Genomic DNA, 18,527 nt, shown 5'->3' with positions numbered 1-18,527 from the left:
CTCCGCGTCGCCTTACCGACAATGATTTTCAATAATGGATTTTCGTCGCTACCATCGACCTCGCGCGTCGCCGGGGGCGGCCGAAGTCCAGCGACGTCGAGACGAAACGGAGTCCACTGGTGGCGAACACGTCCAAGATCTCGTCGCTGTTCACCTATGTCGAAGAACTTCAGGGAGATCGGCCGTGGGGCAGCCTGCTGGACGCGGGCACCGGCGTGAAATCGCTGGAGTGGATTCTGACGTTGCCCACCGAGCGCTGGACCGCGATCACCGCCGCCCACGGCATGTCCGACACCATCCGCGGCGCCCTGCACAGCGAAATCCGTCCGCAGGATCGCCTCCTGGTGGGCAACTGGATCAACGACAGCCTGCTGACCGGGGAGACCTTCGACACTGTGCTCGTCGACTATCTGGTCGGGGCCATCGAGGGATTTGCGCCGTATTGGCAGGACCGCGTGTTCGAGCGGCTGCGGCCCCTGGTTGCCGAACGCGGCAGGCTCTATGTCATCGGCCTGGAACCTTACGTGCAGTTCGAGCCCGAAACCCCCAGCGGCCGGATCATTTGGGAGATCGGTCGCGTTCGTGATGCGTGCCTTTTGCTCGCGGGCGAGCGACCGTACCGGGAGTACCCGCTGGACTGGATGCTGCGCCAGTTGGGCCTGGCCGGGTTTCGCATGGTGGACAGCCGGCGCTTCCCAATCCGCTACCGCGAGCGGTACATCCACAGCCAATTGGACATGTGCCTCAACCGCCTGGCGCGCTTCTCGTCGAACGAACTGGGCACCGCGATGCACAGCTACATCGACGACCTCCGCGGGCGAGCGCTTGCGCTGTGCGAGCGCGAGGATGGCCTGTGTCACGGCGACGACTACGTCATCGCGGCCGAACCGATGCCGTGAACCCTGGGCGCTGAAACCAACCTCAACTATCGTTGAGAGATATGGGCACCCAGGAGCTGACGCCCGGAGGACTCGCGGCTCGCGCGGGCGTGGCGATTTCGGCACTGCATTTCTACGAACGCGAGGGGCTGATCGCCTCTCGGCGCACCTCGGGCAACCAGCGCCGCTACACCCGCGACACCCTGCGCCGGGTTGCGTTCATCCGGATGTCCCAGCGCCTCGGCATTCCGCTGGCGCGCGTCCGACAGGCCCTGTCCACCTTGCCCAGCGACCGCGTGCCAAGCAGCCGGGACTGGGCCCGACTGTCCGCCGGATGGCGCCAAGACCTGGACGACCGCATCCTGCATCTGCAGCGCCTGCGCGACAACCTTGCCGATTGCATCGGCTGCGGTTGCCTCAGCCTCAAGAGCTGCACCCTGTCCAACCCCGACGACATGCTGTCCGAAAAAGGCCCGGGCCCGGTTCGCCTCTGATCGAACGTGTGTGCGATAGACTGCGTTGCGTGACAGTGGCGGTACAGGGAGGCCTGTTCGACCACGCCGAGCGACGACGGCTGGCTCACGGGGCGTGGATCGACGTTCGCGCCGGTTGGTTCGACGCCCCCGACGAGTTGTTCGGCGAACTGCTGTCCACCATCCCGTGGCGGGCCGAACGCCGACAGATGTACGACCGCGCCTTGGACGTGCCACGGCTGCTGAGCTACCACGACCTGGTCGACAAGCCGGCGCCGCATATCGCCCTCAGCCAGTTACGCCGTCGGCTCAACGACATCTACGCCGGTGAACTCGGTGAACCGTTCACCACGGCGGGCCTGTGCCTATACCGCGACGGCAACGACAGCGTCGCCTGGCACGGCGACACCTTTGGCCGCGGCAGCTCCGAGGACACCATGGTGGCCATCGTGAGCCTCGGCGCCGCCCGCACCTTCGCGTTACGTCCGCGCGGCGGCGGGCGTTCCCTGCGGATCAAGCACGGGCACGGCGACCTCCTGGTGATGGGCGGCTCGTGTCAGCGCACCTGGGAGCACGCCATCCCCAAAACTGCCCGGCCTGTCGGACCGCGGATCAGCATCCAGTTCCGCCCACGGGGCGTGCGTTAGACGCCGACGGGCTACTTCGTCCTGTTCCGCAGGCGTTGCCAACGCCGCGCGATCTCGGCGTTGCCCGCCAGCGCGCCGACGAGGCAGCGACCGCCCAAGACCAGGGCGCCGAGCGCAGCGATGAGGACTGTCCACAACAACGGCGAAGCCCATGGCGTCTCCGCGCCGGCGGGTCGCGCCTCCGGATCGTCGACCACCTTCTCGGCACCGCCGTGCTCGTGGCCATGGTCGTAATCATGGTCATGGGCGTGGTCATGGTCGTGGTCGTGGCCGTGGTCGGCGGTGTGATCGTGACCATCGGCGCCGCCGGGGCCGTGCATGTGGTCGTGGTCGTGGTCGGCATCGTGGCCGTGCGCCGCATGGTCGTGGTCGTGCGCCGCGTCGTCGTGGCCATGGCTGTGGTCATGCCCCGGCGCACCGTGGTCATGGTCGGAGAACGCCGCCGCATGAACGTGGTCATGAGCGTGACCGCCCAGTAGCGCTGCAAACCCGTGTCCGTGCGCGTGGTCGTGCCCGTGCTCGAGCCCTTTACCGGCGTGGCCATGGCTGTGGTCGTGGCCCCCGCCACCGTGGTCATGATTGTGACCACCGCCGCCATGGTCATGATTGTGGCCCCCGCCACCGTGGTCATGATTGTGACCACCGCCGCCATGGTCATGGTCGTGGCCCCCGCCGCCGTGGTCATGATCGTGCCCGTCGCCATCACCACCGTCGCCGTGATCGTGCCCATCACCGTCGTGATCGTGATCGTGATCGTGGTCGTGCCCGTCGCCATCGTCGTCGTGATCGTGCCCGTCACCGTCGTGGTCGCGGTCGTCGCCACCGTGGTCGTGATCGTGCCCATCACCACCCCCGGCGCCAGGTTCGTCGTCATGTTCAAGCTCGCCGTCGTCCCCCAACTCGCCGTCATGCTCGTGGCCGTGGTCGTGGGCGTCGTCGTCGCGATGAACTCCCACGAGCCCACGGATCCGGTGACCGCGGACCGCGGCGATGCCCTCAGCACCAGTGGCCGCGTCCGGCCCGCGGTCGTCCCCACCTCGGGACCACTCGCGATCCTTGACGTTTCGTCGCTCGCCGAATGTGCGCTGCGGGTCGCGGCCCTGGCCACCGCGAATTTCCGGGGCACGACGCTCGCTGCGCTCAAACCTGCGCACAGAGCCCTCCCCGTCCGAGTCAGTTCGGTCGGCCGCCTCCCGAGCGGGCTCCGTACCGCGAGCCGCAGGGCGGTCCACCTTGTCGCCGCCGCGACGCTTGCTGCCGTCGTCGCTGTCCCCGGGGCCCGACGACAACCGGCGGTGCTGACTAACGAGGGCCAAAGGGGTGTCCGCAGCCGCGACCTCCCGAGGGGCAGCGACCGCAATCAGCGCCTCCACCGCCGGATCGCGTGGCGAACCGATCGCGCCGTAGGCACCTACGAGCACCACCGTCGATGAAAGGACCCCGACCCGCCCCCAAGCTCTACCCACCGCGCCGACCTCACCTATTCCTCGTTCCGCACACTTCGAGGAGCGAACATATTGATAATGACAATCATTATCAATATGGAACGGCCAGCTTTGCCAATCAGGCAACCGGCGGCCGGGCCGCACGCGGCGAGCACCGCCGAGTCACCGCGCGGGGCGGCCGGGCCAAAGGACGAGGGACGAGCTCAGAGGACGGGCGAGCGCGAAAACGACATCGCCACAGCATCTCTCGATGCAGGCGCGTCAGCAGTGGGACTAGCCGCGAATCGCGGCGACGGCGTCGACCAGCAGGGCCTCGGCGCGCTTGATGTCCACCGGCGCCGGAGGCTGGTCCGGAACCACCAGCGGGTTGGCAGTGACGATGACCTGATAATCGCCGAACTGCGCCACGTAGCTGTAGACCTCCCCGGTCTGCACCTTGCCGTCGATGGCGGCCTGCACCACCCGGTGCACGCCCATTGTCCGAACCCCGTCGACCGGCGGCGCGGGCACGGATTCGATGGTGCCCCGCGTCGCGCCCGCGGCATAGGAAAACTTCGCACATTCATCGGTGGGGTCGTTCAGCGGGACCTGTTGCGAGGTTTCCAAGGCGATGGCCACCAGCCGATTGCCGGCACCCTCGGCGATGACCGCCGACATATTGCCTTTGAGGTCGGCCGGCAGCGTCTGCATGCTCGCGAACTCCGCGCACGCGGCCGGCTCGAACTTCACCCCTTCCGGAGGTTTCTGGTTCTCCAGCATCTTCGGGTCCAGGCCCGAGGACTTCTCAGTCACCTCGAACTCCGGCCCGAAGGTCGACTTGACCTGGCCGATCTTGGCGATGTCGACCGGGTCGGCAGTCCCGGCCTCCTCCGCGCCGGCACAACCTGCCAGCAGCGCCACACCCAACACCGCAACCTGCACCCTATGTATGGACATCGGGCGTCAATCTACCCATCCGCGCCCGCTAACCGCGCGCAGCGGCGACCGTTTTGGCCAACAGATCCGCCGCGTAGTCCGGCGCCAACGGAGGATGCGGCGACCCCGGGTCCACGATGAGAGTGGCCGAGATGACGGCCGCGTCCACGTATGCGATGTAGGTGTGGGCCTCGGAGGCTGTTTCGGTCCCGGACTCGACCAGCGTGCGAATCGACACGGCCATCGCGACGGTCCCGTCGGCCCCGTCGATCGGCGCGGCGGGCGCCTGCGTGACGGCGGCGACCGAACGCCCGAACGACGCTGCCCACTCCCCGCACCCGGCCATCAGAACGGGCTCCGGCGCCACCCGGCGGCCGCCCGGCGCCGCCGCGATGACGACATAGAGTTGACCGCCGTCGCCGGAACTTGCAAGCCCTCGAGCGATGCCGCCGTCGGCGGCGTTCACCAGTTCCGCACACCGGGCCGGCTCGGCCTCCCAACCCGGGCGCATGCCCCAGAACGTCGCCGGTGAGGTGACGTCGGAGACATCCCCGACCTCGTACCCAGCCGGGAGATCCTTGCGAACGCGCTTGACGCGATCGGGGTCGACGACGGCCGCCTCACCGTCGGTCGCCGCGGCATGAGTCGATGACGTCGCCGCGCCGCCGTCCGGTCCGACCGGCGCGCCGCACCCGGCCAAGAGGGCCATCACACCGAAGGCAGGCAGGAGCCGCATGCCTGTTGGTACCACAACGGGCTGTTAACGCTCCGTTTTCCGCAAGTTTCTGCCAGCTCACCGACAACATGCAGCCAACCTTCGAATCACCAGGAAGAAAACCCTCCACGACCTGGTTCCACTGTGCAGATCACGAAGTCCTCCGCCGGCGGAGCGCAGACGGAATTGAAGAAGAGGTGGAGATGCGATGAAAAAGATTCTGCTGAGTTCAGCACTCGCCGGTGGACTGGCCGCTGTGACCATCGGCATGGCCGCCCCGGCCAGCGCCGCACCGTCTTGGACTGCACCGCCGCAGCCCGGCGACAGCGTCATGCTCAACGGCCCCAAGGCCCCGGCCGACCCGCACAATTACGAAAAGGATGACCGCCATCCGTACGGCAGTTTCGGAATCGCCAAACACCCATACAACGATTCCCTGATCCCGCGGCCCAGTGGAAATTCCAGCGTAATTCCCGGCCAATTGCCCAGTCGGGTTTCGATTGGCCCGGTTATCGGCCTGCGCTGACAGCGCTGTCATGAAACTGACTGTATAGCAATACGTTCAGGCCGGATTCGGGATCCTCCAGGAATCTCTGGAATTTTTGTGCTGCCATTTTGCACCAAAATATCGCCGAAATCGTCTAGACCGACAGACCGGGAAGAATTCCCACCGAAAAAGCGTTGCAAGAAACAGACTACGAATATTTCTCCCCGCTGAATGGGCGGAGAGCAGAGGCACAAAAGAAGAAGAGGGTGAGAACACAATGAAGAAGTCATTATTCAGGTCGGCCGTGGTCGCAGGCGTAGCCGCGCTGACCATCGGCCTGGCCGCGCCGGCCGTCGCCGCAGCATTGGTCGAGGGCCCCGCCGAGAGCGGCGGATTCCTGGTCGCCGAGCAACAAGAATTCCCCCGAATTCAGAACAACACCGAAAAGGTCGACAAGCGCGACAAGCAGCGTTTCAACACCGAGGTGAACCACCCCTACTACAACTCGCTGATCCCGGAATCGATCGGCAAGCAGGGGGTGACGCCGGGCTCGGTGCCGGGTGGTCCGATCGTGGGACGACGGTGACCCACGGCACTACTTGACTGAGCATCAACACATTTCGTTGCGGGGCGCCCAGACGGGCGCCCCGTACTTTGTCCAGCGGGCGTAACCGGGGAGATCCACGAGCGCCTCGAGTCCTCAGTCCCTGGGGCCAGGCACACGATCGCGAGTACCGCCGCAGCCCCTTTAAAACTGCCACCGTGGCGACAAGATCCCGCCAACTTCAGCGATCCGTCGAGAACCTTGGAATCACCGGGAAGAAAACCCTCCACCTCCCAGTTCCAGTGTGCAGAAGCAAAAATGCTCCACCGTCAGCCATAGACGGAACGGAAGAAGAGGCAGGAAATCCAATGAAGAAGATTCTGCTCAGCACGGTGCTCACCAGCGGACTGGCCGCTCTCACAGTCGGTTTGGCGGCCCCCGCGGTTGCGACCCCGGCCCTCAACGCCACCACCGACAGCACCATCTCGATCAGCGCCGGGCCCCAGGAATTCCCCCGGCTGCAGAACAACACCGAGAAGGTCGACAAGCGCGACAAGCAACGTTTCAACACCGAGGTCAACCACCCCTACCTCAACTCGCTGAACCCGCGTCCGTCTCGCAGCCCGGGCATTACACCGGGCCAGTCACCGGGATCTTTGCCGCTAGGGCCCATAGTTGGGCGGCGCTAACTGCCTGCACGACAAAACCATTCAACAGTCACCGCTGAAATGCGGGGCGGCCCGCCGGCCGCCCCGCATTTCGTTGTCCCCGACTTTCCAGGCAGATGCCGCCGACGCGTCGGACGAATAAAGCCGGAGGCGTCTGACTCTGGGGCATCAGACAGCGACCTACGGAGCAGGCAATTGCGTTGCGAAACTAGGCCCACGGCCCCGTAGGCGCACAATCCTGCCACTGCGACGACAACATTCCGCCAAGCTTCACCGTCCAGCGACAACCTTGAAATCACCGGGAAGAAAAACCGTCCCGCCCGAGTTCCATTGTGCAGAAAGCAAAATACTCCACCGTCACCAACCGACGGAACGCAAGGAAGAGGCGGAGAACACCATGAAGAAGATCCTGATCAGCACAGCACTCACCAGCGGACTGGCCGCTCTCACAATCGGATTGGCCGCCCCGGCGCTCGCCACCCCGTCCCTCGGCAGCACCTCCGACAGCACCATCTCGATCAGCGCCGGCCCCCAGGAATTCCCCCGGCTGCAGAACAACACCGAGAAGGTCGACAAGCGCGACAAGCAGCGGTTCAACACCGAGGTCAATCACCCCGTCTACTCCCGCTGAACCACAGCGCACGATAACCCACTGCGGGGCGGCCCACCAGCCGCCCCGCAGTTTCGTTGTGTACGGCTCAGCGCCGACTCGGGCAGCACCGGGCATGCGCGACGCCGGTAGCGGAGACGGTCACCGAAAGCAGCCCGGCCGGCACGGGGTCTACTGCGCGCGTGAAAACGCCGCAGCCGCGGCCACCTGCTCTTCCGACGGCCGCACCCCGGTGTAGCGCTCGAACTGCTCGGCGGCCTGCAGGGCGATCACCTCCGCCCCCGTGATCACCCGCTTGCCGGCCGCCCGCCCGCTGGCGATCAGCGGGGTTTCCGACGGCACCGCCACCACGTCGAACACGGTGTCCGCCGCCTCGACAACAGATGCCTCGAAGGGGCTGGAGCCCTCGTCTGCCGCCCCGGCCATTCCCACCGGGGTGGCGTTGACGATGATCGACCCGGTGGCCCCTCCGACATGTGGGCGCCACCGATAGCCGAGCCGCTCCGCCAGCGCCGGTCCCGCCTCCGGGTTGCGGGCGATCACCACCCCATTCTGGAATCCCTTGTCCCGAAATGCGGTTCCCACCGCGCTGGCCATGCCGCCGCTGCCGTGGAGCAGGACGGTCGCATCGGGCGCCAGGCCGTGCGCGTCTATCAACTGCTGGACGGCAAGATAGTCGGTATTCGAGGCGGTCAGCACCCCGCCGTCGTTGACGACGGTGTTGACCGCGTTGATCGCACGCGCGGACGGCTCCACCTGATCGACCAGGTCGAGGACGTCCTGCTTGAACGGCATCGACACCGAGGCGCCCCGGATCCCCAGCGCGCGGACGCCCGCGATCGCGGCGGCGATGTCGTTGGTGGTGAACGCCTTGTACAGGAAGTCCAGCCCGAGCTCCTCGTAGAGGTAGTTGTGGAAGCGGGTGCCGATGTTGCTCGGGTGCGCCGCCAACGAAATACACATCGTGGTGTCCTTGTTCAGAGGCGGGCGCGGCATCACCCCACCGCCTGAATGGCCTGGCGCGCCACCACGGCGATCTGGTCCGCCAGGTCCTGCGGCAACTTGATGCGTTTGCGCTCCGGTACCGGCAGCACGGTCATCACCACTCCCAGGTCCTCCCGCTCCCAGTGCGCGCCGTACCGGTCGAGGATTCGGCGCATCGACAGGTTCTCACTCAACACCCGTGCGGTGAGGTACTCCACGCCGGCGACGCCGGCCGCAATCGCCACCGCCTTCATCAGGAAGGAGCCCACCCCCCTCCCCTGGTACTCGTCGGCGACGATGAAGGCGATCTCGGCGGTGGTGCCATTGGCCTCGTCCCGGACGAATCGGGCGTCGCCCACCACCTCGTCGGTTTCGTCGGTGATCACCCACACGAAGTGGTCGACATAGTCGATCTCGAACAGGTAGCTCAGCAACTCTTGATTCGGTTCGCGAAAGGACATGAAGCGGCGGTACAACGTCTCGGCGGAGAACCCGATGTGGGGCTGCGACGCGATCTTCTTGTCTCCCGGCAGCGCGGGCCGCAGCAGCAGATCGGTCCCGTCGCGCATTCCGACGGGGATGGGTGTCAGGAATGCCGCCAATCGCTGCCGAGCCGTGCGGACCAGCTTTTGCAGCACACCGGGTAGTTGGATCAGTTCGGCGAAGGCATCGTCTCCGCCGCGCCACCCCGTCACCTCGGTGGTCGCCGTGACCGACGCCACCCTGGGCTGGTTCTTGAGCATGGCGATTTCACCGACGATCTCGCCGGCCGGCACCGTCATGTCGATGGCCGTGCCGTTGTCGCCCTCGTGACGGATCGCGACGGATCCCGTGGCCAGGATGGCGAAGAAGTGCGACGTGTCGCCCTGGCGCATCAGCACTTCCCCCGACTGCAGGCGCAGGGGTTCAAGACTCATGGCGAGCCCGTAGAGGTCCGCCCCGAAGCAGTCGGCGAAGACCGACAAACCCGACAGATGATCGGCGCGCTGAGTGATCAGTTCGGCCACGACGATGTCCTTCCGATCGGACGCAAGGTTACCGGACGAGGCGGCGCGCAAACCCGATCCGCGCACTAGCCGCCCGGCTATCGTGGGGGCGTGACCACCACGGATTCTGGTCGGCGCCGGCTCGGCACCACCCCCCGCACCCCGGCCCAGAAGCGGGTCCTCGTCGCGGCTCTGGAGCTGATTGCCGAGCACGGCGTCAGCGGCACCTCGCTGCAGATGATCGCCGACGCCATGGGGGTGACCAAGGCCGCGGTGTACCACCAGTTCAAGACCAAGGACGAGATCGTCGTCGGCGTCACCGAGATGGAATTGGCCACGCTGGAGGACGCTGTGGCGGCCGCCAAGGCGGAGTCGGATCCGGCGCGCGCGCGCAAGGTGCTCCTGACTCAGGTCGTGGATATGGCCGTGGCGCGACGGCCGTGGGTGCGGACGCTGCAGAACGACCCGATCATCATCCGGCTGCTCGGCGAGCACGAGCCGTTCCGCGACTTCATCAGCGAGCTGTTCGGGGTGCTGCAGGGCGACGAGGACAGCACCACGGCACGGGTGTCAGCGGCGCTGTTCTCCGGCGCCATCGGCGGCGCGATCATCAACCCCCTGCTCGACGACATCGACGACGCCACCTTGCGTGCCGCGCTGATGCAGTTCACCACCCGGATGATGAACCTCCCGGACTGACCGTCGCGTCAACCGGTGAAGCCGAAAAGGATGCGGCCCCAGCGAATTCGCTGGGGCCGCATCCTTTTCGAGCTAAGCGTGGATCACCAATCGCCGATGGCAGGCCCCGGCGCCCACGGACCCTGGAAGCCTTCCGCGGTGGTACCGTTGACGGCCTTGACCGAGTCCCGGGTGTCGCCCTGGGCGTTGATCTCGCCGGCGTCGGCGAGGCGGGCCTGCGACAGGCCGCGCGCGACGCTGGGGTCGACGATGCGAAGCCAGGAGTCGCTGACGACGGAGGCCTGCCGGCTGCGGACCTCGGGGCCGGGGGCCACTTCCTCGACCTCAGCGGTGGCCGTCGCGGCGCCGAAGGTCATCAAACCCGCGGCGAGCGCGAAAGCGCCGATCCCCGCGATGGCCAGCTTCTTCATGTGCGTACCCCTTGCAGTAGGCAGAAAGTCTTGATACAGCCGTAAGTTCGCGTTTAGCGTAGCAGCGAATCGGCGAGTGCGCGCGTCGAGCGAAGCGGGGAATTTCGGCTGGTCAACGACCCGCCCTGCGGGCCAAGCCCGAGTACAAACTCTGTGGAGCTAGGGAGAATCGAACTCCCGACCTACTCGATGCGAACGAGTCGCGCTACCAACTGCGCCATAGCCCCTTGATCGCTAGCAGGTTACCAGCCTGCCGGCACCGATCGAAAATTGGCTCGTCACTGACCCGCCGCGCGGGGCAGGTCGAATTCCCGGGCGAACGGCACGTAGTCCAGGTGCTCGAACTCGGGATCCTCGTCGTCGATCTCCAGCACCGCGGCTCCGGGCTGGCGCAACCGGGCCGGCACTACGTCGAGGTCACGATCCTGGGTGTTCTCGACGCCAAGTCGCGAGCGCGCCATCCGCTGCATCCGCCGCCGACGCAGCCGCTCCTCAATCCGCGTCTGGCGACGCAGGTAGGCCAGGTACAGGACGGTCATCGTGGCCACGGCCGCGAACACCCACCAGTTCACCGGCGACAGCAGGAACGCCGCCGCGGCGGACACCACGAGCATGCCGGCCATGACCGACAGGGTGTTCTTGCGGAACCGGTACTTGCGCTCGGAGACCGCGGCGGCGGTCTTGGAGTGATAACGCCGATCGCGCGACAACGGGACCGCCGCCGTCGCGGGTTCGGCCTCGGCCTCCAGACCCGAGGTGTCCTCGACGTACTCGTATTCGTTTCGGGCGCCCTCGAATTCGGCGAACTCTTCCTCTTCGGCCTGCGGCTCGGCCTCGGCGGCGGGCTCTTCGGCCACCGGTTCGGCCACCGGCTCGGCCGCGGGTTCGGCCGCTGCGACGGCGGGCTCCGGCTCCGCGGCAGGTTCGGCGACGGGCTCGACGGCAGGTTCGGCGGCGACGACGGGCTCGGGCCCGGCCGCCGGTTCGGGTTCGGTTGAGGCGGCGGCGAATTCGAGGGGCAGCTCCTCGGTCTGCAGAGCGTCGCCCTTGAGCTTGCCCACCGGCAGGGCCCCGGAATCCTCCTCGACGACGTCGACATCGAGGTAGTCCGGCCCCCCCTCTTCGGCCACCGAGGTCACCACGGCCATCGTCCGACCGCGCGCCGGCTTGCCCGTCACCACCACCGGGCCCGTCGCGTCGTCGTCGTAATCGTCGAGGTCGTCGTTCAGGTCGGCGTCGTGTTGCCAGTCGGGGTCGCTGGCGTGGCCCGCCGCGGGGCGCCCGCGCTTGATCAGCCGCGCGGTGCGGCCGGTGTTGAGCACACGGGTGGCCAGCGCGACATCGCTGGTGCGCTTCACGGCGTCGCGCTTGTTCACGAGCATGGGCACCAGCACGAACAGCCAGAGCACCACGAGCGAAATCCACAGCAGAGATTGGGGGATGCTTGGCATGGTGGCCTGCTCCTTTCCCCTTCAGGCTAGGTCTGCGACCAGCGCAGCCGTGGACGGCGCGCCGAGACAATTACACACCTGTAATTCGCAGGTTACAAGCACCAACAGCCTCAAAAGTCACATTAGTAACATCGGTGAGGATATTTCCTCGCGGCGGGGAGCGATTCCGGCCGCGAGAACACCATCAGGGTCGTTGTCACGCACGGTGAGCAGCCCTCACGGCAATCTCGACGGACGACCCTCGCATCCCCTCGTCGGGTGACACCTCACCCCATCGCGATCTGGCCCCCGTCACGCCCAGCGCGCCCGGCCCGCCCGCACCAGGGCCGCCGCCGCCGAGCCGGGCACCTCCTCCACGGTGATCGCCACCAGCAGATGATCGCGCCAGTCCCCGTCGACGTCCAGATATCGCCGCAGCAGCCCCTCCTCGCGGAAGCCGACCTTCCCCAGCACGGACCGGCTGGCGACGTTCTCCGGCCGCACAGTGGCCTCCACCCGGTGCAGACGCACCGGGCCGAAGCAGTGATCGAGCCCCAGCGCCAGGGCGGCCGTCGCCACCCCGCGACCGGTCACCTCGCTGTGCACCCAGTAACCGATCCACGCCGAGCGCAGGGCACCGTGGGTGACGTTGCCGATGGTCAGCTGCCCGACGAAGCGCCCGTCCAGTTCGATGACGTAGGGCAGGATGCGGCCGCGGCGGGCCTCCCCGCGCAACGCCGAGCACACCGATGGCCACGCCGAAAGCGCATGCCGGGCAACCCAATCGACCTCGGCCGAGGGCTCCCACGGCTCGAGGAACGCCCGGTCGGCGATCCGGATCCGGCTCCAGGCGGCCGCATCGCGCATCCGGATCGGGCGCAACCGCACCAGCCCGGCCGGCACCCGCAGCGGACCGACCGACATGGGCCAGCCCGGATGAAGAGTGCTGGGGCCGATCCAGAAGCGGAACAACTCAACCGCGCTGGGCGAGGAACGCCACGTCGACCACTTCGCCGGTGCGGATCTGTTCGGCCTCGCTGGGAATCAGCACCAGGCAGTTGGCCTCGGCCAAGGTGGCCAAAAGATGCGACGACACCCCGGGGGCCCCGCCGAGCGCCTGGACCAGGTACTCGCCGGTGTCCTGGTCGCGCATCAACTGGCCGCGCAGGAATCCCTTGCGACCGGGCACCGACGAAATCGGCGCCAAGGTGCGCGCCTGCACCACGCGTCGCATGGGTTGCCGCTTGCCCAGCGACAGCCGGATCAGCGGGCGCACCATCACTTCGAACACCACCAGCGCCGACACCGGGTTCGCCGGCAGCAAAAACACCGGCACCCCTTCACTGCCGAGCTGCCCGAAGCCCTGCACCGAACCCGGATGCATCGCGATGCGCGAGACCTCCATCTCGCCGAGCTCGGAGAGCACCGCGCGGACGCCCTCGGCAGCCGCACCGCCGACCGCCCCGGCGATCACCACGATCTCGGAACGGCTCAGCTGCCCCTCGACGACGTCCCGCAACTTCGTCGGGTCACTGTCGACGATGCCGACGCGGTTGACCTCCGCACCGGCGTCCCGACCGGCCGCGGCCAGCGCGTACGAGTTGACGTCGTAGACCTGGCCGTTGCCCGGGGTGCGGGAGATGTCCACCAACTCGCCACCGACCGAGAGCACGGTCAGCCGTGGCCGCGGATGCACCAACACCCGTTCCCGGCCGACTGCTGCCAACAAGCCGACCTGCGCCGCGCCGATGATCGTGCCGGCGCGCACCGCCACGTCGCCCGGCTGGACGTCGTCCCCGGTGCGCCGCACGTACGCCCCGGACCGCACGCCGCGGAGCACCCGGACCTTGGCGTGTCCGCCGTCGGTCCAGCGCAGCGGCAGCACCGCATCGGCCAGGGTCGGCATCGGCGCGCCCGTCTGCACGCGGGCGGCCTGCCGCGGCTGCAGGCGGCTCGGGGTTCGCGACCCGGCGTGAATGGAGCCCATCACCGGCAGGCTGAGCTGACCGTTCCCCGACTCGTCGTCGCTGCCGACGCCCAGCACGTCCACGCTGCGCACCGCGTAGCCGTCGATGGCGGCCTGGTCGAAACCGGGCAGGGGCCGCTCGGTGACAACCTCCTCGGCGCACATCAGCCCCTGCGCCTCGGCGATCGCCACGCGGACGGGACGGGGTGCCACAGCCGCGGCCTGCACTCTGGCCTGCTGCTCTTCAACCGAACGCACTGTGCGCCTTTCCGCCGTACGGAACCGGAACCACTCCCGACCCGTCGGCCAACTACTGCTCGGTCAGGCCCAACCGCTCAACCAACCAGCTACGCAGTTCCGGGCCGTAGTCGTCACGATCCAACGCAAAGTCAACCGCAGCCTTGAGGTAGCCGCCGGGATTTCCCAAGTCGTGTCGAGAACCGCGGTGCACCACGACATGCACCGGATGCCCCTCGTCGATGAGCAACGAGATGGCGTCGGTGAGCTGGATTTCACCGCCCACGCCCCGCTCGACACGGCGCAGGGCGTCAAAGATGGCGCGGTCCAAGACGTATCGGCCCGCGGCAGCATACGGCGACGGAGCGTCGGCGGCGTCGGGCTTTTCCACCATGCCCTTGACGCGCAGCACGTTGGGATTCGCCGCGTCGGGCACCTGCTCGACGTCGAAGACCCCGTAGGCGCTGATCTCGTCGGCGGGGACCTCGATGGCACACAGCACCGAGCCGCCGCGCTTGGCTCGCACCTTCGACATGGTTTCCAGGACGCCGGTCGGCAAGACCAGGTCGTCGGGCAGCAGCACGGCCACGGCGTCCTCGTCGGGCAGCAGCGCCTTCTCGACACATCCCACGGCGTGGCCGAGTCCCAGCGGTTCGGCCTGCACCACCGACTCCACCTTGATCAGCGCGGGCGCGCGGCGCACCTTCTCGAGCATCACCTGCTTGCCCCGCGCCTCGAGCGTGCCCTCCAGAACCAGGTCCTCGACGAAGTGCGCGACCACGCTGTCCTTGCCCTCGGAGGTGACGATCACCAACCGTTCGGCACCGGCCGCAGCGGCCTCGGCGGCCACCAGTTCGATCCCCGGGGTGTCGACCACCGGCAGGAGTTCCTTGGGAACGGTCTTGGTCGCGGGCAGAAAACGGGTGCCCAAACCCGCCGCGGGCACGATCGCCGTACGCGGGATCGGCACGTCAGGCCCTTTGGACATGGTCATCACCCTAACTACTTACACGTTCACCGCTCAGTATGGCGCTGCTCGCCCCCCGTTTGGCTAGCTGCCGTGGGCGCTCTGCTGCCATTGTGGACGCTGTGACCGCCCCCGCGAAGGCCGCCCTCCGTGCCCGCTTCCTGGCCGCCCGCAAGGCGGTGCCCCATCCGGTCCGGACCCGGGAGGCCGACGCCGTGCGGACGGCACTGCTCAATTGGGTTCGGGGGCAAGCCAACACGGTCTGCGCCTACGTTCCGGTGGGCACGGAACCGGGGTCGGCACGGCTGCTCGACGAGTTGTACGCCGCGGGCGTGCGGGTGTTGCTCCCGGTCGCGATCAGCGCCGGGCCCGACCGCGCCGCGCTGCCGCTGCGCTGGGCCCGCTACGTCCCCGGGGAGCTGGCGAAGGCCGACTTCGGGCTGCTCGAACCCACCGGTGACCGGCTGCCCGCCGAGGCGCTCAGCGAGGCGCAGGTGGTGATCGTGCCGGCCCTGGCCGTGGACCGACGCGGTGCGCGGCTCGGCCGGGGCGCCGGGTTCTACGACCGCTCGTTGCCGCTACGGGGGGCCGACGCCGCGCTCATCGCAATCGTGCGGGACGACGAATTCGTCGACGAACTGCCCGCCGAACCGCACGACGTCCCGATGACGCACGTGCTGACGCCGGCGGGCGGCGTGCGGCGGCTCTGAAACCACTGGCCGCGGCGGGAATGGGGAACGCCACATGGCGGTTCTAGCACTTGAGACGGTAGAGTGCTAACGGTCCTTATCATTTCCTGGAGGTTTTGGTGCCCACCTACAGCTACGCGTGTACCGACTGCGGTGATCGTTTCGACGCGGTGCAAGCCTTCACGGACGACGCCCTGACCACCTGCACCAAGTGCGAGGGTCGGCTGCGGAAGTTGTTCAACTCCGTCGGCGTGGTGTTCAAGGGCAGCGGTTTCTACCGCACCGACAGTCGCGAGGCCGGCAAGAACGGCTCCGCGTCGGTCAAGAGCGAGAAGCCCTCGGAGTCGTCCTCCTCGTCGTCGGAGAAGTCGTCGAGCAGCTCGAGCGACAAGAGCTCGTCGTCGACACCGGCCCCGGCCGCCAGTTGACCTGACGGCAGCCTCGCCTCAGCACACGGCGTCGTTGGTGCACATGTCACCGGCGTTGGTGCCGCCCAGGTGATCGAGCGCCATGTCATGCGGCACGGCCTTGAACGATCCTCGCACGATCCCCTGCGTCGCGATGATCTCCGGTCCATGCCTCTTGTGGTGCGCCGTCTCGGCGTGCGCCACTCCCCCGAGACTGATGAGCGCGGCCGCTATTGCCGCTGATATGGCAAGACCCAGTGTTCGCATCTGGCCCACCTCCTTCTACTCATGAACCTAAGTTCGGGCGGTGAGATGTGCTCGCCGGGCAAGCGCTCTGTGTGCAACCTCTCGGGTTATCCACAGCTTCGCGATCGCGCGCACACCGCACCGCCCGATGGTCTTAGCGTGCGGGCATGGCTTCCGATCGCGCCGCCGCGCTGGATCCCACGGCGCTGACGCGACTGCGCCGGGTCCTGCAGCCGGATTGGATTCACACTGTCCGGACCCGTCGGCTGGCGGCCGGTGCGCTGGTGTTGCTGGCGGGCGTCTCGGCGCTGCGGGCCGATCCCGACGGCGAGCGAGCCCCTGTGCTGGTCGCCGCCCACGATCTGAGCCCCGGGGCGCGCCTGAGCGCCACGGACGTGCGGGTGGAGCATCAGCCCGCCGTCGGGCTTCCCGACGGCGCACAGTCCGACCTCACCCGACTCGAGGGAGCGACGGTGGCGGGCCCGGTACGGCGCGGCGAGATCCTCACCGACGTCCGGTTGCTGAATTCGCGGCTGGCGAAAACGACAGCGGGTCCCGACGCCCGCCTCGTGCCGGTGCAACTGGGCGACAACGCCGTTCTCGACGTGATCCGCGGCGGCGACGTCGTGGACATCCTGGCCGCACCCGACTCCGACCCGGACGCGCGGCCCCGGGTGATCGCCACGGCGGCCGTGGTGGTGCTGGTGTCCGACCGTCCCACCGCCGCCACCGCGGCCGACGACCGCGTGGTGCTGGTGGCCCTGCCGGCCGCGGCGGCAAACGCCGTGGCGGGCGCGGCCCTGACCCAGGCGTTGACACTGACCCTGCACTGACACGCTCTGCGCCGATGGGCCCACTTCGCGTGGCAAACAGGACTACCTTTGGCGATGCCCTAGACGCCTCGTGAAAGGTCTGCCCATGTTGAAGGGGTTCAAAGAGTTCATATCGCGCGGGAACGTGATCGACCTCGCGGTCGCCGTCGTCATCGGCGCGGCGTTCACCGGTCTGGTCACCGCGTTCACCGACAGTGTGGTGCAGCCGCTCATCGACCGGATCGGCGCCAATCCCGACGAGTCCTACGGAATCCTGCGCATCCCGATCGGCGGTGAGCAGTTCATCGACCTGAACACGGTGCTGTCGGCGACCATCAACTTCCTGCTGGTGGCGCTGGTGCTGTACTTCGTGATCGTGCTGCCGTACAAGAAGCTCAAGGAGCGCGACACCAAGGTCGCCGAAGAGGACACCGAGCTGACCCTGCTGACTGAGATCCGAGATCTGCTGCAGCAGAACGCCAATGGCGCGGCCTCCGGCCGGCACGGATCACCGACCCGGCCCGACGGAACCCAGTGATTGCGGCCGACCGCAATAACGACTGAACGAAAAATCGCCCCCCGGCACGAATGCCGGGGGGCGATTTTCATGAGCGAATCGTCAGTTCATGTTCCAGGGCTCACCGTAGGTGGTGACGCTGTCACCGGTCGAGGAGATCAACCGGGCGAACGGACGCAGCAGCACACCACCGGCAGCACCCGTGACGGTGCCGTGTGCGTTGGAGACGGCCACCGAGCCGCCGGCGCCCGCGACGTCCACCGAGAACGTGGCGACTTCCTGGATGCCGGGGCCGTTGCCCAGGTCGGCCGAGATCGACACACCGGGGAACAGCGGCGGGGTCACGATGCCGTCGAAGCCGAGCGGACCGCTGCCCTCAAGCCCGTCGAAGGCGATGTTCGGGGTGGTGTAGCTGAAGTTGATACCGACGCCGAGCGACCACGGGAAGCCGACCTGGTAGCCGAGTTCCAGGACACCCTCGAAGTCGTCGGCACCCTCACCGGCGACGTTGTAGGTGGCCTTGCCGGAATGGAACCACTCCCGGGTCAACCGGTTGCGGTCGAGCGGGAACACCCCGTTGAGGAAGGTGTCCCACTGCTGGATCGTCAGGGTCCGACCCTGGCCGTCCACGAGGCTCAGCTCATTGTCCAAGCCGGCGTGTGAGGTGCCCGTACTCACGAACATCGTGGCGAATGCGGCGAGGATCGCCACCAGCACCCGACTGAATACCTTCATGTTCTCCCTAGCTGTGTCAGCGGTGATCCGGGGGGCTCACCGAAGGGTGTTCGCGTCCGG

Annotated in this window: 24 protein-coding genes, 1 tRNA gene and 1 pseudogene; 14 read left to right on the top strand and 12 right to left on the bottom strand. The window is 67.5% G+C overall.

The window, feature by feature from the left end; translation table 11 throughout:
- Positions 1-137: 137 nt before the first annotated feature.
- From R2K23_RS04665 to R2K23_RS04645, 5 genes and pseudogenes are all read left to right on the top strand, one after another.
- Positions 138-899, top strand: a pseudogene (locus R2K23_RS04665) (class I SAM-dependent methyltransferase); the annotation flags it as partial.
- Positions 900-940: 41 nt separating this feature from the next.
- The gene (gene soxR, locus R2K23_RS04660; RefSeq protein WP_316514675.1) at positions 941-1,372 is read left to right on the top strand and encodes a redox-sensitive transcriptional activator SoxR; all 432 of its coding nucleotides are present in this window, start codon (positions 941-943) and stop codon (positions 1,370-1,372) included.
- A gap of 29 nt (positions 1,373-1,401) precedes the next feature.
- Complete coding sequence (locus R2K23_RS04655; RefSeq protein ID WP_316514673.1) at positions 1,402-1,998, top strand: alpha-ketoglutarate-dependent dioxygenase AlkB; 597 nt, start codon at positions 1,402-1,404, stop codon at positions 1,996-1,998.
- Positions 1,999-2,033: 35 nt separating this feature from the next.
- Complete coding sequence (locus R2K23_RS04650; protein WP_316514671.1) at positions 2,034-2,477, top strand: hypothetical protein; 444 nt, start codon at positions 2,034-2,036, stop codon at positions 2,475-2,477.
- An 18-nt stretch (positions 2,478-2,495) separates the two neighbouring features.
- The gene (locus R2K23_RS04645; protein WP_316514668.1) at positions 2,496-3,431 is read left to right on the top strand and encodes a hypothetical protein; all 936 of its coding nucleotides are present in this window, start codon (positions 2,496-2,498) and stop codon (positions 3,429-3,431) included.
- Between the two features lie 285 nt (positions 3,432-3,716).
- Here the strand turns inward: R2K23_RS04645 and R2K23_RS04640 are convergent, their stop codons facing one another.
- Both R2K23_RS04640 and R2K23_RS04635 read right to left on the bottom strand, forming a co-directional pair.
- On the bottom strand, positions 3,717-4,373 hold the full coding sequence (locus R2K23_RS04640) for a DUF5642 family protein (RefSeq protein ID WP_316517048.1): 657 nt from the start codon (positions 4,371-4,373) through the stop codon (positions 3,717-3,719).
- Between the two features lie 34 nt (positions 4,374-4,407).
- Positions 4,408-5,067, bottom strand: coding sequence for a DUF5642 family protein (locus R2K23_RS04635; protein WP_316514666.1), 660 nt, complete (start codon positions 5,065-5,067; stop codon positions 4,408-4,410).
- Between the two features lie 214 nt (positions 5,068-5,281).
- On the opposite strand from R2K23_RS04635, the gene R2K23_RS04630 reads away from it, so the two are divergent.
- From R2K23_RS04630 to R2K23_RS04615, 4 genes are all read left to right on the top strand, one after another.
- On the top strand, positions 5,282-5,599 hold the full coding sequence (locus tag R2K23_RS04630) for a hypothetical protein (RefSeq protein ID WP_316514664.1): 318 nt from the start codon (positions 5,282-5,284) through the stop codon (positions 5,597-5,599).
- 265 nt (positions 5,600-5,864) lie between these two features.
- Entirely contained in the window at positions 5,865-6,146 is a 282-nt protein-coding gene (locus tag R2K23_RS04625; protein ID WP_316514662.1) for a hypothetical protein, read from the top strand.
- A 326-nt stretch (positions 6,147-6,472) separates the two neighbouring features.
- Positions 6,473-6,793: a hypothetical protein gene (locus tag R2K23_RS04620; protein ID WP_316514661.1), complete on the top strand. Its 321-nt coding sequence runs from the start codon at positions 6,473-6,475 to the stop codon at positions 6,791-6,793.
- Between the two features lie 376 nt (positions 6,794-7,169).
- Positions 7,170-7,403 (top strand): hypothetical protein, encoded by a 234-nt coding sequence (locus R2K23_RS04615; protein WP_316514659.1) that lies wholly within the window; start codon positions 7,170-7,172, stop codon positions 7,401-7,403.
- 150 nt (positions 7,404-7,553) lie between these two features.
- Here the strand turns inward: R2K23_RS04615 and R2K23_RS04610 are convergent, their stop codons facing one another.
- Both R2K23_RS04610 and R2K23_RS04605 read right to left on the bottom strand, forming a co-directional pair.
- Positions 7,554-8,378, bottom strand: coding sequence for a shikimate 5-dehydrogenase (locus R2K23_RS04610; protein WP_316514657.1), 825 nt, complete (start codon positions 8,376-8,378; stop codon positions 7,554-7,556).
- Positions 8,378-9,373: a GNAT family N-acetyltransferase gene (locus R2K23_RS04605; RefSeq protein WP_316514656.1), complete on the bottom strand. Its 996-nt coding sequence runs from the start codon at positions 9,371-9,373 to the stop codon at positions 8,378-8,380. The genes R2K23_RS04610 and R2K23_RS04605 overlap by 1 nt, the downstream gene beginning before the upstream one ends.
- 90 nt (positions 9,374-9,463) lie before the next feature.
- On the opposite strand from R2K23_RS04605, the gene R2K23_RS04600 reads away from it, so the two are divergent.
- On the top strand, positions 9,464-10,051 hold the full coding sequence (locus R2K23_RS04600; protein WP_316514655.1) for a TetR/AcrR family transcriptional regulator: 588 nt from the start codon (positions 9,464-9,466) through the stop codon (positions 10,049-10,051).
- Positions 10,052-10,134: 83 nt separating this feature from the next.
- On the opposite strand, the gene R2K23_RS04595 is transcribed toward R2K23_RS04600, so the two are convergent.
- From R2K23_RS04595 to R2K23_RS04570, 6 genes are all read right to left on the bottom strand, one after another.
- Positions 10,135-10,461: a hypothetical protein gene (locus R2K23_RS04595; protein WP_316514653.1), complete on the bottom strand. Its 327-nt coding sequence runs from the start codon at positions 10,459-10,461 to the stop codon at positions 10,135-10,137.
- A 154-nt stretch (positions 10,462-10,615) separates the two neighbouring features.
- Positions 10,616-10,688: transfer RNA gene (locus tag R2K23_RS04590), tRNA-Ala, on the bottom strand.
- 51 nt (positions 10,689-10,739) lie between these two features.
- Positions 10,740-11,912 carry a divisome protein SepX/GlpR gene (gene sepX / locus R2K23_RS04585; RefSeq protein ID WP_316514651.1) on the bottom strand — a complete coding sequence of 391 codons (1,173 nt, stop codon included), beginning with the start codon at positions 11,910-11,912 and terminating at the stop codon, positions 10,740-10,742.
- 291 nt (positions 11,913-12,203) lie between these two features.
- Positions 12,204-12,815, bottom strand: coding sequence for a GNAT family N-acetyltransferase (locus tag R2K23_RS04580; protein WP_316514650.1), 612 nt, complete (start codon positions 12,813-12,815; stop codon positions 12,204-12,206).
- Between the two features lie 49 nt (positions 12,816-12,864).
- Entirely contained in the window at positions 12,865-14,115 is a 1,251-nt protein-coding gene (gene glp / locus R2K23_RS04575; RefSeq protein ID WP_316514648.1) for a molybdotransferase-like divisome protein Glp, read from the bottom strand.
- 52 nt (positions 14,116-14,167) lie between these two features.
- Positions 14,168-15,082, bottom strand: coding sequence for a UTP--glucose-1-phosphate uridylyltransferase (locus tag R2K23_RS04570; RefSeq protein WP_316514646.1), 915 nt, complete (start codon positions 15,080-15,082; stop codon positions 14,168-14,170).
- Positions 15,083-15,183: 101 nt separating this feature from the next.
- Between R2K23_RS04570 and R2K23_RS04565 the strand changes: the two genes are divergently transcribed.
- Entirely contained in the window at positions 15,184-15,771 is a 588-nt protein-coding gene (locus tag R2K23_RS04565; RefSeq protein ID WP_316514644.1) for a 5-formyltetrahydrofolate cyclo-ligase, read from the top strand.
- A 98-nt stretch (positions 15,772-15,869) separates the two neighbouring features.
- Positions 15,870-16,178 carry an FmdB family zinc ribbon protein gene (locus tag R2K23_RS04560; RefSeq protein WP_316514643.1) on the top strand — a complete coding sequence of 103 codons (309 nt, stop codon included), beginning with the start codon at positions 15,870-15,872 and terminating at the stop codon, positions 16,176-16,178.
- Positions 16,179-16,196: 18 nt separating this feature from the next.
- On the opposite strand, the gene R2K23_RS04555 is transcribed toward R2K23_RS04560, so the two are convergent.
- Positions 16,197-16,361, bottom strand: coding sequence for a hypothetical protein (locus R2K23_RS04555; protein WP_316514642.1), 165 nt, complete (start codon positions 16,359-16,361; stop codon positions 16,197-16,199).
- Positions 16,362-16,570: 209 nt separating this feature from the next.
- On the opposite strand from R2K23_RS04555, the gene R2K23_RS04550 reads away from it, so the two are divergent.
- Positions 16,571-17,236 (top strand): SAF domain-containing protein, encoded by a 666-nt coding sequence (locus R2K23_RS04550; protein WP_316514641.1) that lies wholly within the window; start codon positions 16,571-16,573, stop codon positions 17,234-17,236.
- A gap of 85 nt (positions 17,237-17,321) precedes the next feature.
- On the top strand, positions 17,322-17,753 hold the full coding sequence (mscL, locus tag R2K23_RS04545; protein ID WP_316514639.1) for a large-conductance mechanosensitive channel protein MscL: 432 nt from the start codon (positions 17,322-17,324) through the stop codon (positions 17,751-17,753).
- An 81-nt stretch (positions 17,754-17,834) separates the two neighbouring features.
- On the opposite strand, the gene R2K23_RS04540 is transcribed toward mscL, so the two are convergent.
- Complete coding sequence (locus R2K23_RS04540) at positions 17,835-18,467, bottom strand: MspA family porin (RefSeq protein WP_316514638.1); 633 nt, start codon at positions 18,465-18,467, stop codon at positions 17,835-17,837.
- Positions 18,468-18,527 lie beyond the last annotated feature (60 nt).

Source organism: Mycolicibacterium sp. MU0050 (genome assembly GCF_963378085.1).
Classification (GTDB): Bacteria; Actinomycetota; Actinomycetes; order Mycobacteriales; family Mycobacteriaceae; genus Mycobacterium; species Mycobacterium wendilense.
This window is presented reverse-complemented; position numbering and strand designations above follow the sequence as displayed.

Bases quoted from the DNA above. Each gene is read 5' to 3' on its own strand.
- mscL (WP_316514639.1), top strand. From the start codon at position 17,322: ATGTTGAAGGGGTTCAAAGAGTTCATATCGCGCGGGAACGTGATCGAC.
- R2K23_RS04540 (WP_316514638.1), bottom strand. From the start codon at position 18,467: ATGAAGGTATTCAGTCGGGTGCTGGTGGCGATCCTCGCCGCATTCGCC.
- R2K23_RS04580 (WP_316514650.1), bottom strand. From the start codon at position 12,815: ATGTCGGTCGGTCCGCTGCGGGTGCCGGCCGGGCTGGTGCGGTTGCGC.
- R2K23_RS04570 (WP_316514646.1), bottom strand. From the start codon at position 15,082: ATGTCCAAAGGGCCTGACGTGCCGATCCCGCGTACGGCGATCGTGCCC.
- R2K23_RS04635 (WP_316514666.1), bottom strand. From the start codon at position 5,067: ATGGCCCTCTTGGCCGGGTGCGGCGCGCCGGTCGGACCGGACGGCGGC.
- soxR (WP_316514675.1), top strand. From the start codon at position 941: ATGGGCACCCAGGAGCTGACGCCCGGAGGACTCGCGGCTCGCGCGGGC.
- R2K23_RS04550 (WP_316514641.1), top strand. From the start codon at position 16,571: ATGGCTTCCGATCGCGCCGCCGCGCTGGATCCCACGGCGCTGACGCGA.
- R2K23_RS04595 (WP_316514653.1), bottom strand. From the start codon at position 10,461: ATGAAGAAGCTGGCCATCGCGGGGATCGGCGCTTTCGCGCTCGCCGCG.
- R2K23_RS04610 (WP_316514657.1), bottom strand. From the start codon at position 8,378: ATGCCGCGCCCGCCTCTGAACAAGGACACCACGATGTGTATTTCGTTG.
- R2K23_RS04620 (WP_316514661.1), top strand. From the start codon at position 6,473: ATGAAGAAGATTCTGCTCAGCACGGTGCTCACCAGCGGACTGGCCGCT.
- sepX (WP_316514651.1), bottom strand. From the start codon at position 11,912: ATGCCAAGCATCCCCCAATCTCTGCTGTGGATTTCGCTCGTGGTGCTC.
- R2K23_RS04630 (WP_316514664.1), top strand. From the start codon at position 5,282: ATGAAAAAGATTCTGCTGAGTTCAGCACTCGCCGGTGGACTGGCCGCT.
- R2K23_RS04615 (WP_316514659.1), top strand. From the start codon at position 7,170: ATGAAGAAGATCCTGATCAGCACAGCACTCACCAGCGGACTGGCCGCT.